Origin of the sequence: Sphingopyxis sp. DBS4, assembly GCF_024628865.1 — a bacterium.
Taxonomy (GTDB): Bacteria; Pseudomonadota; Alphaproteobacteria; order Sphingomonadales; family Sphingomonadaceae; genus Sphingopyxis.
This window is the reverse complement of sequence record NZ_CP102384.1, coordinates 3,717,724-3,731,676: the sequence shown is the minus strand read 5'-3', so window position 1 is coordinate 3,731,676 and position 13,953 is coordinate 3,717,724. Positions and strand designations below refer to the sequence as shown.

Below are 13,953 nucleotides of genomic sequence, written 5' to 3'. Positions count from 1 at the left end.
GGACCAGGCAGGCTCTTTCAAGAAGGAAAGAGAACTTAAGTCATGGCGAAACTGAGTTCGACGAACAAGAACGAGCGTCGCAAGAAGCTGGTGAAGAAATATGCCGGCCGTTACGCGAAGCTGAAGGCGATGGCCGCCGACACCTCGCTCGACGATGGCGAGCGTCTGATCGCGCGCCTCAAGATGGCGGAAATCCCCCGCAACGGTAACCCGACCCGCATCCGCAACCGGTGCGAGCTGACGGGCCGCCCGCGCGCTTACTACCGCAAATTCCGGCTGTGCCGCGTGCAGCTCCGCGATCTGGCCAACAAGGGCCTGATCCCCGGTGTTGTGAAGTCGAGCTGGTAAGGGACTGACAAGATGGCAATGACCGATCCCCTGGGTGATATGCTCACCCGCATCCGCAACGGCCAGCAGGCGAAGAAGGACAGCGTCCTGACCCCCGCCTCGACCCTGCGCGTCCGCGTTCTCGATGTGCTCCAGCGCGAAGGCTATATCCGCGGCTACAGCGAGGAATCGCTGGGCGCGAAGGGCCAGCACAAGGGCATCCGCATCGAACTCAAATATTTCGAGGGCCAGCCGGCGATCCGCCACGTGGCCCGCGTCTCGAAGCCGGGCCGCCGCGTCTATTCGGGTTCGAAAGAGCTGCCGATCGTGCGCAACGGCCTGGGCATCACCATCGTGTCGACCCCGCGTGGCGTGCTTTCGGACGCCGAAGCCCGCGAACATAATGTCGGCGGCGAAGTGCTGGCGGAGGTGTTCTGATGTCGCGCATTGGTAAGAAATCAGTAGCGATCCCGGGCGGCGTCACCGCCGCGATCGATGGCGGTCAGCTGTCGGTCAAGGGGCCGAAGGGCACGCTTGCGATGCCGCTTTCCGACAACATCAATTATGAAGTCGGCGAAGGCAGCATCTCGGTTCAGCCCGCGAACGACAGCCGCGAAGCGCGCGCCTTTTGGGGCATGCAGCGCACGCTGGTGCAGAACCTGGTCACGGGCGTGACCGAGGGCTTCACCAAGGTGCTCGAAATCACCGGCGTCGGCTATCGTGCCAACTCGCAGGGCAAGACGTTGAAGCTGCAGCTCGGCTACAGCCACGATGTCGATTTCGCGGTGCCCGAGGGCATCGAGATCAAGACGCCGGACAATACGACGATCGAGATCAGCGGTATCGACAAGCAGAAGGTCGGCCAGGTCGCGGCGGAAATCCGCCGTTGGCGCAAGCCCGAACCCTATAAGGGCAAGGGCATCAAATATCGCGGCGAGTACATCTTCCGCAAAGAAGGCAAGAAGAAGTAAGCCATGGCACATCTTACCCCTTTCCAAAAACGTCGCCAGCGCGTCCGCACCGCGCTCCGTCAGCGCGCCGCCGGGCGTCCGCGTCTTTCGGTGCACCGTTCGGGTCGTCATATCTATGCGCAGCTTATCGATGACGCCGCCGGCAAGACGCTGGCTGCAGCCTCGACGCTCGACAAGGATGTGCGCGGCAAGACCGGCGCGACCGCGGCTGCTGCTGCCGATGTCGGCAAGCGCCTCGCCGACGCCGCCAAGAAGGCGGGCGTGACGCAGGTCGTGTTCGACCGCGGCGGTTTCCTGTTCCACGGGCGCATCAAGGCGCTGGCCGACGCGGCGCGCGAAGGCGGATTGGAGTTCTAATCATGGCAGACGAAGTTCAGAACGCCGAAGTCGCTGTCGAAGCGACCGAAAACACCGGCGCTCCCCGCCGTGGCCGTGGCGGCCGCGACGGCGGTCGCGGTGGTCGTGACGGTGGCCGTGGCCGCCGCGACGATCGTCGTCCGCGCGACGAGGATGGCGGCGAGGAGCTGATCGAAAAGCTCGTCCACATCAATCGCGTCTCGAAGACGGTGAAGGGCGGCAAGCGCTTCGGTTTCGCCGCGCTCGTCGTCGTCGGCGACGGCAAGGGCCGCGCCGGTTTCGGTCATGGCAAGGCGCGCGAAGTGCCCGAAGCCATTTCGAAGGCGACCGCCGCCGCGAAGAAGGCGATGATCCGCGTTCCGCTGCGCGACGGCCGCACGCTGCACCATGACGGCCGCGGCGTGTTCGGCGCGGGCAACGTCACGCTGCGCTCGGCGCCCGCGGGGACCGGCATCATCGCCGGCGGCCCGATGCGCGCCGTGTTCGAATCGCTGGGCGTCGCCGACGTGGTGACCAAGTCGGTCGGCACCTCGAACCCCTACAACATGATCCGCGCGACCTTCGAGGCGCTCGGCGAGCAGACCAGCCCGAAGTCGGTCGCGCAGCGTCGCGGCAAGAAGGTTTCGGACCTGATCAAGCGTGGCGGTTCGTCCGACCGCGCAGCCGAGGCCGAGGCCGCGGCGGTGACGGAGTAAGACAATGGCCGACAAGAAGATCAAGATCCGCCAGATCGGTTCGCCGATCCGTCGTCCCAAGAGCCAGCGTGCGATCCTGACCGGCCTCGGCCTGGGCAAGATGCACCGCGAGGTCGAACTGGTCGACACCCCCGAAGTGCGCGGCATGATCCGCAAGCTTCCGCACATGGTGGAAGTCGTCGAGGGCTAAACCGACATGAAGCTCTACCGCCTGTTGACCGGTCCCGACGACAGCGCCTTCTGCGCGCGGGTCGAGGGATTGCTCAACCGGGGGTGGCAGCTTCACGGCAGCCCCTCGATTACCAATGTCGATGGTCGCGGTTATGTCGCCCAGGCCATCGTGATGGAGAAGGCCGGGCCCTATCCCGGTTTTCAGCCGTCGAATGAAATCGAACCGGACTGACCCCTTGGGTGGTCCATAGCGCGAACACAGCGAAAGCGAGTGCAATGACTATCAAACTCAACGATCTTCGTGACAACAACGGTGCCCGCAAGGGCCGGATGCGCGTCGGACGCGGCATCGGCTCGGGCAAGGGCAAGACCGCCGGTCGCGGCCAGAAGGGCCAGAAGGCCCGCAGCGGCGTCGCGATCAACGGCTTCGAGGGCGGCCAGATGCCGCTCCACATGCGCATCCCGAAGCGCGGCTTCAACAACATCTTCGGCAAGGACTATGCGATCGTCAATCTGGGCCAGGTCCAGAAGCTGATCGACGAGAAGAAGCTCGACGCCAAGAAGACCGTCGACCACGCCGCGCTCAAGGCCGCCGGCGTTGCACGCGGCGGCAAGGACGGCGTCCGCCTCCTCGCCAAGGGCGAACTGACCGCCAAGCTGACCTTCGCGGTCGCCGGCGCGTCGAAGGGCGCGATCGAGGCGGTCGAAAAGGCCGGCGGCAAGATCGAACTGCCCGCGGCGCCGGAAGCCAAGGCGGAATAAGCGATATCGGATGGGGCGGCTCTCAGGGGCCGCCCCATTCTCCTTACACGAACCTGTTTTCCGTTCGTGTCGAGCGAATATCAAAAGCGGCATTGGAGCGTCGGCTCACCGCTAAATGGGCCTTTCCCCTTGCGCTTCGTGACCGTCGAACGCACATAGGCGCCGGGTCGCGGGGGGCGCGGTCCGCCACTCGAGGAATAACACCCATGGCCTCTCGCGCCGACCAGCTTTCTTCCAGCCTGAACTTTTCGAAGTTCGGCCAGGCGACCGAACTCAAGAACCGCCTCTGGTTCACGATCGGCGCGCTGATCGTTTTCCGCTTCCTGTCGTTCGTGCCGCTGCCGGGGGTCGATCCCGTCGCGCTGTCGCGGCTCTATTCGCAGGCGGCGTCGGGCGGCATCCTCGACATCTTCAATACCTTCTCGGGCGGCAGCCTCGAGCGCATGAGCATCATCGCGCTCGGCGTCATGCCCTATATCACTGCGTCGATCGTGGTTCAGCTCGCCTCGGCGCTCGCCCCCAGCCTCGCCGCGCTCAAGAAAGAGGGCGAGAGCGGACGCAAGAAGCTCAACCAGTACACGCGCTACGGCACGGTGTTCCTGACCGCGATCCAGGGCTATTTCATCGCCGTCGGCCTCGAAACGCTCGGCCAGAGCCAGGGCGTCGCGGCGGTCGTCGATCCGGGCATGATGTTCCGCATCGGCGCCGTGATCAGCATTGTCGGCGGCACGCTCTTCCTGATGTGGCTCGGCGAACAGATCACCAGCCGAGGCATCGGCAACGGCGTTTCGCTGATCATCATGGCGGGCATTCTCGCCCAGCTTCCGCGCAGCTTCGCGCAGATGTTCACCCAGGTGCGCGAAGGCTCGATGGGCGGCGGCACGATCATCGCGGTCATCGGCGGCGCGGTCCTGATCATCGCCGTGATCAGCTTCATGGAGCTCGCGCAGCGCCGCGTCCTCGTCCAATATCCGAAACGCGCGACGCAGCGCGGCATGATGCAGGCCGATCGCAGCCACCTGCCGCTCAAGGTCAACACGTCAGGCGTGATTCCGCCGATCTTCGCTTCGTCGCTGCTGCTGATGCCGCTCACCGTCACCCAGATGCTCGGCAGCAATGTCCAGCAGGATACGGCGTGGGGCGAATTTCTCGTCACCCTCAACCAGTATCTCGCGCACGGCCAGCCGCTCTACATGGCGCTCTATGCCGCGGGCATCATCTTCTTCTGCTTCTTTTACGTCGCGGTCGTCTTCAACCCGGAGGAAACCGCCGACAATCTGAAGCGCCAGAACGGCTTCATCCCCGGCATCCGCCCGGGCAAGAACACCGCCGCCTATCTCGACTTCGTGCTGACGCGCATCACCGTGATCGGCGCGGTCTATCTGGCGCTGATCTGCCTCGTTCCCGAATATTTCATCGCGGGGTCGGGTTTGCCCTTCCAGCTCGGCGGCACCAGCCTGCTGATCATCGTCAACGTGACGATCGACACGATCAGCCAGATCCAGAGTCACATGCTCGCGCATCAATATGGCGATCTCATCAAGAAGGCCAAATTGAAGGGCGGCGTTGCGCGGCGCTGACCGGTCGGTTAGGGCCACCCCGACGGAACTGGAAACAGGGGCTTTGCATGACGCTGAACATCATTTTGCTGGGTCCGCCGGGGGCGGGCAAGGGAACGCAGGCTTCGCGGCTCGAAAGCGAACATGGCATGGTCCAGCTTTCGACCGGAGACATGCTGCGCGCCGCGGTCAAGGCAGGAACGCCGATCGGCCTCCAGGCAAAGGCGGTGATGGACGCGGGTGAACTGGTGTCGGACGAAATCGTCTCCGGCCTGATCGGCGAACGGCTCGACGAGCTCGGCGGCGAAACCTCGGTGATCTTCGACGGCTATCCGCGCACCGCGGCGCAGGCCGACGCGCTCGATTCGATCCTCTCGGCGCGCGGCCGCAAGCTCGACCATGTGATCGAACTGGTGGTCGAGGAGGATGCGCTCGTCGACCGCATCACCGGCCGCTTCAGTTGCGCCAAATGCGGTGAAGGCTATCACGACCGTTACAAGCTGCCCAAGGTCGCCGATACGTGCGACGTCTGCGGCAGCCACGACTTCAAGCGTCGCCCCGACGACAATGAGGAAACGGTGCGCACGCGGATGGCCGAATATCGCGCCAAGACCGCGCCGATCCTGCCGATCTACGAAGCGCGCGGCATCGTCAGCAAGGTCGACGGCATGGCCGACATCGACCATGTCAACGACGCGATCGAGGCGATCCTGGGAAGCGCCCGCTAGTCAGCTCTTCCGCCGCCGTCTATGAGGACGACGAAGGGGGACTGGGGCATGGGTTTCAAATCATATCTCGCGCTCGTCGCGTTGGGCGGTGCTGCGCTTGCGGCCGTGCCGGCGCAGGCGAAGGTCATCGACCAGAGCGACATCGGCTTCACCGTCGCGCACACCGCGCAGGTCGCGGCGACCCCCGACGATGTCTGGAAGATGCTGCGCCTCCCCGACAAATGGTGGTCGAAGGAGCATAGCTGGTCGGGCGATGCCGCAAACTTCTGGCTCGATTCACAGGCTGGCGGCTGCTTCTGCGAAAAACTTCCCGGCGAAGGCGGCGCGATGGGCAGCGTCCAGCACGCGCGGATCATCTTCGCCAAGCCGGGCGAGATGATGCGCTTGTCGGGCGCTTTCGGTCCGCTCCAGAGCGAAGCGGTCACCGGCACGCTGACGATCCATATCAAGCCGACCGCGACGGGCAGCGCGATCCGTTTCGACTATGTCGTCGGCGGCTATATGCGCTTCAAGGTCGCCGATGTCGCACCCGCGGTCGACAAGGTGCTCGGCGAACAGCTTGTCGGCCTCGCGAAAGCGCTCGGCGGTTCGCTGCCGGTCGCGCATGAAAAGGACGACGGCGATGCGAAGGAAGCCTCCGCGAAGGACGCGCCGGCCAGCGACGAACCTGGCCTCGACGCTGTCGCCGCCGATCTGGTGAAGGAAACGCCGAAGGATGAGCCCGAGGATTGAAGCGCGGTCATCTTGGATTGGAAAGCCGTGTTCCCCCGCGAAGGCGGGGGCCCATCTTCCGCTGGTGCCAGTTTGAACCGGCCGGAGATGGGTTCCCGCCTTCGCGGGGGAACACAGATGCTTTCAATCGAAGATGACTCTATTCCGCGGGCTTCCCCCGCAGCTTCGCGAGCGCCGCGAACGGCCCCGCCTGTTCCTCGCTGAGCACGCCTTTCTCGGCGAGGATGCGGTCGGCGTCGGGGTGACGCGGGAAGGGATCGAGCGCCAGCGACAACGTCTGCACCGCTGCTTCGCCGAGGTCGATCCGCTCACCTTCGAGCGGCAATATGTCGAGGTCGGCGTCGCTGATTTCGACCTCCTCGTCGCTCGCCGGCGACGCGTCGCGGAGGAAGCGGAGGTCGAAGGGTTCGTGGAGCCGGGCGGGCACCGGCAGTCCGGTCGCCGCGCAGCTTTGCACGACCTTGGCATCGATCGTGCCCGTCGCCGCGATCCCGCCCGCGACGCTGCGCACCTCGGCAGCCACCGCGAAGCGGTCGAGCGCGACCAGGGCCAGCCGCCGCGCGATCGCGGCCCGCGACGCTTCGTCGGCTTCGATCGCCACCGTGCGGCCTTGGCCTGCTTCAGCGAGCGTGACGAGATGCGAGAATTCGGGCACGGTCATGCCGTCTGTCCGGGCAGGCGGTCGGCGGCGACCAGCGCCGCGACCGGCATCGCCGAAAGGCCCGCGCGCAAGTCCGCGACTCCCGCCAGCACATGCGCCAGTCCCGCTTCGGGCGGCTCCTTGCCGCGCCACAAATTGCGTACCAGCGCTGCCTTGAGCTCGTCCGACCCGTCGGGCGCGCGATAGACGCCGAGCCGGCCCCCGAGCGCGCCGACCATCCGCCCGATCTGTTTGCCGACGACCATGTCTCCGAAACCGATCTGGCGCATCTGGCCATCCATGTCGTCGACGAACAATTCGGTGAGTTGAACCCCCGCGACCGCTTGATCGGGATCGTCGTCGATCCGGTGGAGGACGAGCGCGAGCACCAGACTGATCATGTCGAAGCGGCCGTCGAGCGTGTCGGGAACCTGACCGTCGCTATACCAGTGCGGCGCGCGCGCAGCGGCGATGACGGCATTCCATAGCGGGCGGCGTGCCTCGCGCGGATCGGCGTCGGGTTTGAAGAGCTTGCGGAGCGATGAGAACATCGCGCACGCTTAGGCGGAATCACCCCATCCGAAAAGGGGCGTCGGATTCGGTTTCCGATGCGCGAAAACCGTTCGGCACCGGCCCGCTCCCCCACCCGGCCACCCGACGGCAGTATCATATGGGTGGCCGGGTGGGGGAGCGGGCCGGTGCCGTCTCCACCAAAATCGAGTCAGCTTGGCGCAAGCATTGCCGCGGCATAAGCCGCTTGTGCCTGCCGTCTGCTTGCGGTTAAGAGGCGCGATTGCCAGCGCTCGCGCAAAGCGGCGCAACGGAGATAGTTGATGCCGATCCAGACCCCCATGCTTCCCGCCCGCCCCGTGCGCCTGATCGTCGCCGGGCTGGCGCTTGCGCTGACCGCCAGCGGCTGCGCGCAGCTCAAGGGGCGGCAGGGCTATGTCGTCGATCCGGTGCTCACCACCGCGATCACCCCCGGCGTCGACAATCGCGAATCGGTCGAAAAGACGCTGGGCCGCCCGACCTTCGTCGGCCAGTTCAGCGACAATGAATATTATTATGTCTCGCGCGAGACCCGCCAGCTCGCCTTCGCCCGCCCGCGCCCCGTCGCGCAGCAGGTGCTGCGCGTGCGCTTCGATCCCGCAGGCAACGTCGTCGGTGTCGACAAGACCGGCCTCGAACTGGTGAGCAAGATCAGCCCCGAAGGCGACAAGACCCCGACGCTCGGCCGCCACCGCAGCTTCTTCGAGGATATCTTCGGCAATATCGGCGCAGTCGGCGCCCCCGGCATGGGCGGCGGTGGGTCGCAGGGGCAGTAAAGATTATCGATGTCCTGTTCAGGTTGATCCGTCTGGGAGCCTGACTTGTCCTTAAAAAACAACTGTTCCCCCGCGAAGGCGGGGGTCCATCTCCGGCCGGTGCTATTTTGAACCGGCCGGAGATGGGTCCCCGCCTTCGCGGGGACACACAGCTCTTTTTGCGCACAAGTGTCTTGCGCCGATTGAATCCATCTCGACAGGACAGACTGTAGCGGAGGGGAGCCCTCTCGTTACCCTGCGATGCCCCCCGCGGCGAGCACCGCGAGCGTCACCAGATCCGACGCGGGCGAGGCCATGGTCGCGACCTGCACCGGCTTTTCCATCCCGATCAGCATCGGGCCGATCACCGCGCTGCCGCCGAGTTCGCGCAGCAGCTTCGCCGACAGATTGCCCGATTGCAGCCCCGGCATGATCAGCACGTTCGCGGCTCCCGACAGGCGGCAGAAGGGATATTTCTCCATCACCTTCGCATTGAGCGCGACGTCGGGCGCCATTTCGCCCTCATATTCGAACTCGGGCTTGCGCTCGTCGAGAATGTGGACCGCCTCGCGGATATTGTCGAGCCATGACCCCGGCGGGTTGCCGAAGGTCGAATAGGAAAGGAAGGCGACGCGCGGTTCGTGCCCCATCCGCCGCGCGACCTGTGCGGTGCGCTCGGCGATGTCGGCAAGCATTTCGGCCGACGGACGTTCGTTGACCGTGGTGTCGGCCATGAACACCGTGTGATGCTGGCCGACGAGGACATGGATGCCGAACGCTGTCTTGCCCTCGGCGGGGTCGATCACGCGCCGCACTTCGCGCATCGTCTGCGAATAGGTGCGGGTGACGCCGGTGATCATCGCGTCGCCGAGGCCGAGCTTGAGGAGCAGCGAACCGAAGATGTTGCGGTCGCGGTTGACCATGCGCTCGATATCGCGGCGGAGATAGCCGCGGCGCTGAAGCCGCTCGTACATCATCTCGACCATCTGCGGCACATGCGGCGAATTGACGCTGTTGTGGACCTCGAAGCTTTCGGGATCGGTGACCCCCATCGCGCGCAGCTTGTCGTGCAGCCCCTCGCGCCCGACGAGCACCGGAATGCCGTAGCCGCCGTCGCGGAACTGGATCGCTGCGCGCAGCACCACTTCTTCCTCGCCCTCGGCGAAGACGACGCGCTTCGGATTGGCGCGCGCCGCTTCATAGGCGAGCGTCAGCACCGAGGTCGTCGGATTGAGCCGCGCGCGCAGGCTGGTGCGATAGGCCTCCAGATCCGCGATCGGCTGCTGCGCGACGCCGGTGTCCATCGCCGCCTTGGCGACCGCGGCGGGGACGATCTCCATCAGCCGCGGGTCGAAGGGCGAGGGGATGATATATTCGGGGCCGAAGCTCGAGGCGCGTCCGCCATAGGCCGCCGCGACCTCCTCGGGCACCTGCTGGCGCGCGAGGTCGGCGATCGCATAGGCGGCGGCGATCTTCATCTCCTCGTTGATCGCGGTCGCGCGCACATCAAGCGCGCCGCGGAAGATGAAGGGGAAGCAGAGGACGTTGTTGACCTGGTTCGGATAGTCCGAGCGCCCCGTCGCGATGATCGCATCGGGCCGCGCCGCGCGCGCGTCGGGCGGCGAGATTTCGGGATCGGGGTTCGCCATCGCGAAGATGATCGGCGCGGGGGCCATGTCCTTGACCATCTCGGGCTTCAGCGCGCCCGCGGCCGACAGGCCCAGGAAGACGTCGGCGCCCTTCAGTGCCGCGGTCAGGTCGCGCGCCTCGGTCGGCACCGCGTGCGCCGACTTCCACTGGTCCATCCCCTCGGTGCGGCCCTGATAGATGGTGCCCTTGCGGTCGCACATGATGACATTCTCGTGCCGCACGCCCATCGCCTTGATGAGCGCGGTGCAGGCGATCGCCGCGGCGCCGGCGCCGTTGACGACGACCTTGATCTCGCCGAGATCGCGGCCGGTCAGGTGGCAGGCGTTGATCAGGCCGGCGGCGGTGATGATCGCGGTGCCATGCTGGTCGTCATGGAACACCGGGATGTTCATCTTTTCCTTGAGCGCCGCCTCGATGATGAAGCAGTTGGGCGCGGCAATGTCTTCAAGGTTGATGCCGCCGAAGCTCGGTTCGAGCAGTTCGACCGCGTCGATGAACGCCTGCGGGTCCTCGGTCTTCACCTCGAGGTCGATCGAATCGACGTCGGCGAAGCGCTTGAAGAGGACGGCCTTGCCTTCCATCACCGGCTTCGAGGCGAGCGCGCCGAGATTGCCGAGCCCGAGGATCGCGGTGCCGTTCGAGATCACCGCGACCAGATTGCCCTTGATCGTATAATCATAGGCCTTGGCCGGATCCTCGGCGATCGCGTTGACCGGGACGGCGACACCGGGCGAGTAGGCGAGGCTGAGGTCGCGCTGGGTCGCCATCGGCTTCGAGGCGATGATCTCGATTTTCCCGGGCCGGCCGTAATTATGATAGAGCAGGGCCTCGCGGTCCGAGAATTGCACCTTGTTGCCGCTGTCCATGTTTTTCCCCTTGGTTCGATTCCAGACGCGCGCCCGTTTCCCAATCCCCTAGCGTCACCTTGGCGAAATGTAACTGCCTACGGAGCGAGCCTCGGGAAAAAGATTCGCGCGGCGGGCGAACAAACTCCGTGGGTCTGATAAGATTTACAGGTCTGCGAAGGGCGGTTTCGGCTACTCTTCTCCCCTCCCGCCCGCGGGAGGGGTTGTGGGGTGGGCCAGCGGCGTTGCGGTTGCCCACCCCGCTGCGACTGACGAACAAAGTTCGTAAGTCTCGCTGCCCCTCCCGCTTGCGGGAGGGGAAAGCGGCGCCATCCTCCACCGTTCGCTCCCCACTCAAAGCTGCCCTCATGTCGCCCACGCCTTGCCATGCCGCCCCCAATCACTAAGCAGAGTGCGATGCCTGCCACCGCCCGCCCCGCCGCCAACAGTAACAGCGCCCCCGCCGCCACCCCGATGATGGCGCAATATTGGGCGCTGAAGGAGAAAGCGGGCGACTGCCTGCTCTTCTATCGCATGGGCGACTTTTTCGAATTGTTCTTCGAGGATGCCAAGGCGGCGGCATCGACGCTCGACATCGCGCTGACCTCGCGCGGCGAGCATGGCGGCGCGCCGGTGCCGATGTGCGGCGTTCCCGTGCATAGCGCCGAATCCTATCTCGCGCGGCTGATCAAGGCGGGGCACCGCGTCGCGATCGCCGAGCAGATCGAAACCCCGGCCGAGGCGAAGGCGCGCGGTGGTTCGAAAGCGCTCGTCGCGCGCGACATCATCCGTTTCGTCACCGCGGGCACGCTGACCGAGGAGGCGCTGCTCGAAGGGCGCAGCGCGAACCGGCTCGCGGCGCTCGCGCGGGTCGGGAGCGAGGGCGAGGTCGCGATTGCCGCCGCCGACATCTCGACCGGGCGGTTCGAGGTTGTGGCGGTGCGCCCCGAGCAGGTCGACGCCGAACTCGCGCGGCTCGCGCCCTCCGAACTGCTGGTCAGCGAACAGGCCGAGGAGGTGCCCGAATGGGTCGCGCGCCAGGTCGTGCGGCGCCCCCAATCCGACTTTTCGAGCGCGGCGGCGGAGAAGCGTCTCGAAAGCTTCTTCGGCGTGCAGACGCTTGACGGTTTCGGCCAGTTCTCCCGCGGCGAGCTGGCGGCGATGGGCGCGCTCGCCGCCTATCTCGATCATGTCGCGACCGGACAACCGATCTTCCTCCAGCCGCCGCTTCGCGTATCGGCGTCGGGGCGGATGGCGATCGACGCCGCGACGCGCGAAAGCCTCGAACTCGTCCGCACGATGGCGGGTGCGCGCGACGGCAGCCTGCTCGGCACGATCGACCGCACCGTCACCGCGGCGGGCGCGCGGCTGCTCGCCGACGATCTCGCGAGCCCGCTCACCGACAAGGCGGCGATCCTCGACCGGCTCGACCTTGTCGACGCACTCGCGCGCGATGCGCTGTGGCGCGGCAATCTGCGCGCCGCGCTGCGCGCGCTGCCCGATGCCGGGCGCGCGCTCGGGCGGCTCGTCGCGGGGCGCGGCGGGCCCCGCGATCTCGCGCAGCTTCGTGATGCGCTCGGCGGCGCGCGGTTGCTCCGCGAACGGCTCGCGCGGCGCCCAGACCTGCCCCCTTTGCTGGCGCGGCTGCTGCCGGGACTCGACGGCCATGGCGCGCTCGTCGACGAACTGACCCGCGCCTTGATCGAAACGCCGCCGGTCGACGCCGCGCAGGGCGGCTATGTCGCCGAGGGTTATGACCATGCGCTCGACGCCTTGCGCGAAACCGCGCGCGACGGGCGCAAGGCAATCGCTGCGCTCGAAGCGCAATATCGCGATCGTACCGGCATCGCCTCGCTCAAGATCCGCCATAACGGCGTGCTCGGCTATCATGTGGAGGTGCCCGCGAAGCACGCCGACGCGCTGATGGCACCCGAATCGGGTTTTACCCATCGCCAGACGCTGGCGGGCGTCGTGCGCTTCAACTCGGCCGATCTTCACGAAACCGCGAGCCGCGTCACCCAGGCGGGCGTTCACGCGATCGCCGCCGAGGCCGCGCACCTCGAAGCGCTGACCGATGCCGCGGTGGCGCGGCGCGAGGCGATCGCGGCGAGTTGCGACGTGCTGGCGCGCATCGACGTCGCCGCGGCGCTTGCCGATCATGCGATGAGCCACAATTGGTGCCGCCCCGACCTCGCCGACGAACCGTGCCTCGACGTGGCGGGTGGGCGGCATCCGGTGGTCGAGGCGGCGCTCGCCAAATCGGGTGAGCGCTTTGTCCCCAACGATGTGTCGCTGTCGGAAGCCGACCGGCTGTGGCTCGTCACCGGCCCCAACATGGGCGGTAAATCGACCTTTCTGCGCCAGAATGCGCTGATCGTCGTGCTCGCGCAGGCGGGCGGCTTCGTGCCGGCGGCGTCGGCGCGGCTCGGGCTCGTCGACCGCCTGTTCAGTCGTGTCGGGGCGAGCGACAATCTCGCGCGCGGGCGCTCCACCTTCATGGTCGAGATGGTCGAGACCGCCGCGATCCTCGCGCAGGCAACACCGAACAGTTTCGTCATCCTCGACGAGGTCGGGCGCGGCACCTCGACCTATGACGGGCTCGCGCTCGCCTGGTCGGTGGTCGAGGCGGTGCACGAGGTCAATCGATGCCGCTGTCTGTTCGCGACGCATTATCACGAACTGACGCGGCTTGCCGAAACGCTGAACGCCTTGTCGCTCCACCATGTCCGCGCGCGCGAGTGGCAGGGCGATCTGGTGCTGCTCCACGAAGTCGCCGAGGGGCCCGCCGACCGCAGCTACGGCCTCGCGGTCGCGCGCCTCGCGGGGGTGTCCGCGGCCGTCGTCAAGCGTGCCGAGGCGGTGCTCGCGAAACTCGAGGCGGGGCGCGAGAAGACCGGCGGGCTCGCCGCGGGCCTCGACGATTTGCCGCTCTTCGCCGCGACCCTTGCCGAAGCCCCCGCCGCCGCGACCGACGCGCTGCGCGAGGCGCTTGCCGCCATCGATCCCGACGCGCTCGCGCCGCGCGAAGCGCTCGATGCGCTCTACCGGCTCAAGCAGATCGTGGCGGGTGAGGTCTAATGGCGATTCAGGCCGGATCGTCGAAAAAGCAGCGTGTCCCCGCGAAGGCGGGGACCCATCTCCGGTCGGTTCCATTTTGCGCCGGCCGGAGATGGGCTCCCGCCTTCGCGGGAGAGCGCAACTTTCTTGAAGGG

The 13,953-nt window shown here is 66.4% G+C and carries 16 protein-coding genes; 13 read left to right on the top strand and 3 right to left on the bottom strand.

What is annotated here, in order from left to right; translation table 11 throughout:
• The first annotated feature begins 42 nt into the window (after positions 1-42).
• From rpsN to NP825_RS17865, 11 genes are all read left to right on the top strand, one after another.
• On the top strand, positions 43-348 hold the full coding sequence (rpsN, locus tag NP825_RS17915) for a 30S ribosomal protein S14 (protein WP_257546109.1): 306 nt from the start codon (positions 43-45) through the stop codon (positions 346-348).
• A gap of 12 nt (positions 349-360) precedes the next feature.
• Positions 361-765, top strand: a complete 405-nt coding sequence (gene rpsH, locus NP825_RS17910) for a 30S ribosomal protein S8 (RefSeq protein ID WP_058454357.1) — start codon at positions 361-363, stop codon at positions 763-765.
• Positions 765-1,298, top strand: coding sequence for a 50S ribosomal protein L6 (gene rplF / locus NP825_RS17905; protein WP_257546104.1), 534 nt, complete (start codon positions 765-767; stop codon positions 1,296-1,298). The genes rpsH and rplF overlap by 1 nt, the downstream gene beginning before the upstream one ends.
• Positions 1,299-1,301: 3 nt before the next feature.
• Positions 1,302-1,655, top strand: a complete 354-nt coding sequence (gene rplR, locus NP825_RS17900) for a 50S ribosomal protein L18 (RefSeq protein ID WP_257546102.1) — start codon at positions 1,302-1,304, stop codon at positions 1,653-1,655.
• A gap of 2 nt (positions 1,656-1,657) precedes the next feature.
• Entirely contained in the window at positions 1,658-2,350 is a 693-nt protein-coding gene (gene rpsE, locus NP825_RS17895; RefSeq protein ID WP_257546100.1) for a 30S ribosomal protein S5, read from the top strand.
• A gap of 4 nt (positions 2,351-2,354) precedes the next feature.
• On the top strand, positions 2,355-2,540 hold the full coding sequence (gene rpmD / locus NP825_RS17890; protein WP_037515666.1) for a 50S ribosomal protein L30: 186 nt from the start codon (positions 2,355-2,357) through the stop codon (positions 2,538-2,540).
• A gap of 6 nt (positions 2,541-2,546) precedes the next feature.
• Complete coding sequence (locus NP825_RS17885; RefSeq protein WP_257546087.1) at positions 2,547-2,753, top strand: DUF1737 domain-containing protein; 207 nt, start codon at positions 2,547-2,549, stop codon at positions 2,751-2,753.
• Between the two features lie 44 nt (positions 2,754-2,797).
• Positions 2,798-3,283 (top strand): 50S ribosomal protein L15, encoded by a 486-nt coding sequence (rplO, locus tag NP825_RS17880; RefSeq protein WP_257546085.1) that lies wholly within the window; start codon positions 2,798-2,800, stop codon positions 3,281-3,283.
• Positions 3,284-3,489: 206 nt separating this feature from the next.
• A complete protein-coding gene (secY, locus tag NP825_RS17875) occupies positions 3,490-4,863 on the top strand; it encodes a preprotein translocase subunit SecY (protein ID WP_257546083.1) in 1,374 nt (457 codons plus the stop codon).
• Positions 4,864-4,916: 53 nt separating this feature from the next.
• Complete coding sequence (locus NP825_RS17870; protein ID WP_257551527.1) at positions 4,917-5,570, top strand: adenylate kinase; 654 nt, start codon at positions 4,917-4,919, stop codon at positions 5,568-5,570.
• Positions 5,571-5,618: 48 nt separating this feature from the next.
• Positions 5,619-6,302: a hypothetical protein gene (locus tag NP825_RS17865; protein WP_257546078.1), complete on the top strand. Its 684-nt coding sequence runs from the start codon at positions 5,619-5,621 to the stop codon at positions 6,300-6,302.
• Between the two features lie 139 nt (positions 6,303-6,441).
• Here NP825_RS17865 and NP825_RS17860 read toward each other — a convergent pair whose 3' ends face one another.
• Positions 6,442-6,963 carry a DUF177 domain-containing protein gene (locus NP825_RS17860; RefSeq protein ID WP_257546076.1) on the bottom strand — a complete coding sequence of 174 codons (522 nt, stop codon included), beginning with the start codon at positions 6,961-6,963 and terminating at the stop codon, positions 6,442-6,444.
• Positions 6,960-7,493 (bottom strand): ubiquinol-cytochrome C chaperone family protein, encoded by a 534-nt coding sequence (locus tag NP825_RS17855; RefSeq protein WP_257546074.1) that lies wholly within the window; start codon positions 7,491-7,493, stop codon positions 6,960-6,962. The genes NP825_RS17860 and NP825_RS17855 overlap by 4 nt, the downstream gene beginning before the upstream one ends.
• A gap of 282 nt (positions 7,494-7,775) precedes the next feature.
• Here NP825_RS17855 and NP825_RS17850 point away from each other — a divergent pair, with 282 nt between their 5' ends.
• Positions 7,776-8,267 carry an outer membrane protein assembly factor BamE gene (locus NP825_RS17850; protein WP_257546072.1) on the top strand — a complete coding sequence of 164 codons (492 nt, stop codon included), beginning with the start codon at positions 7,776-7,778 and terminating at the stop codon, positions 8,265-8,267.
• A gap of 230 nt (positions 8,268-8,497) precedes the next feature.
• Here NP825_RS17850 and NP825_RS17845 read toward each other — a convergent pair whose 3' ends face one another.
• On the bottom strand, positions 8,498-10,762 hold the full coding sequence (locus NP825_RS17845) for an NADP-dependent malic enzyme (protein ID WP_257546070.1): 2,265 nt from the start codon (positions 10,760-10,762) through the stop codon (positions 8,498-8,500).
• A gap of 396 nt (positions 10,763-11,158) precedes the next feature.
• Here NP825_RS17845 and mutS point away from each other — a divergent pair, with 396 nt between their 5' ends.
• Positions 11,159-13,819, top strand: a complete 2,661-nt coding sequence (gene mutS / locus NP825_RS17840; protein ID WP_257546068.1) for a DNA mismatch repair protein MutS — start codon at positions 11,159-11,161, stop codon at positions 13,817-13,819.
• The last annotated feature ends 134 nt before the right edge of the window (positions 13,820-13,953 follow it).

Excerpts from the sequence above, each read along its gene's own strand:
- secY (WP_257546083.1), top strand. The coding sequence starts at position 3,490 with ATGGCCTCTCGCGCCGACCAGCTTTCTTCCAGCCTGAACTTTTCGAAG.
- NP825_RS17885 (WP_257546087.1), top strand. The coding sequence starts at position 2,547 with ATGAAGCTCTACCGCCTGTTGACCGGTCCCGACGACAGCGCCTTCTGC.
- NP825_RS17845 (WP_257546070.1), bottom strand. The coding sequence starts at position 10,762 with ATGGACAGCGGCAACAAGGTGCAATTCTCGGACCGCGAGGCCCTGCTC.
- NP825_RS17850 (WP_257546072.1), top strand. The coding sequence starts at position 7,776 with ATGCCGATCCAGACCCCCATGCTTCCCGCCCGCCCCGTGCGCCTGATC.
- mutS (WP_257546068.1), top strand. The coding sequence starts at position 11,159 with ATGCCTGCCACCGCCCGCCCCGCCGCCAACAGTAACAGCGCCCCCGCC.
- NP825_RS17855 (WP_257546074.1), bottom strand. The coding sequence starts at position 7,493 with ATGTTCTCATCGCTCCGCAAGCTCTTCAAACCCGACGCCGATCCGCGC.
- rplR (WP_257546102.1), top strand. The coding sequence starts at position 1,302 with ATGGCACATCTTACCCCTTTCCAAAAACGTCGCCAGCGCGTCCGCACC.
- rpsE (WP_257546100.1), top strand. The coding sequence starts at position 1,658 with ATGGCAGACGAAGTTCAGAACGCCGAAGTCGCTGTCGAAGCGACCGAA.
- NP825_RS17860 (WP_257546076.1), bottom strand. The coding sequence starts at position 6,963 with ATGACCGTGCCCGAATTCTCGCATCTCGTCACGCTCGCTGAAGCAGGC.
- rpsN (WP_257546109.1), top strand. The coding sequence starts at position 43 with ATGGCGAAACTGAGTTCGACGAACAAGAACGAGCGTCGCAAGAAGCTG.
- rpsH (WP_058454357.1), top strand. The coding sequence starts at position 361 with ATGGCAATGACCGATCCCCTGGGTGATATGCTCACCCGCATCCGCAAC.
- rplF (WP_257546104.1), top strand. The coding sequence starts at position 765 with ATGTCGCGCATTGGTAAGAAATCAGTAGCGATCCCGGGCGGCGTCACC.
- rpmD (WP_037515666.1), top strand. The coding sequence starts at position 2,355 with ATGGCCGACAAGAAGATCAAGATCCGCCAGATCGGTTCGCCGATCCGT.
- NP825_RS17865 (WP_257546078.1), top strand. The coding sequence starts at position 5,619 with ATGGGTTTCAAATCATATCTCGCGCTCGTCGCGTTGGGCGGTGCTGCG.
- rplO (WP_257546085.1), top strand. The coding sequence starts at position 2,798 with ATGACTATCAAACTCAACGATCTTCGTGACAACAACGGTGCCCGCAAG.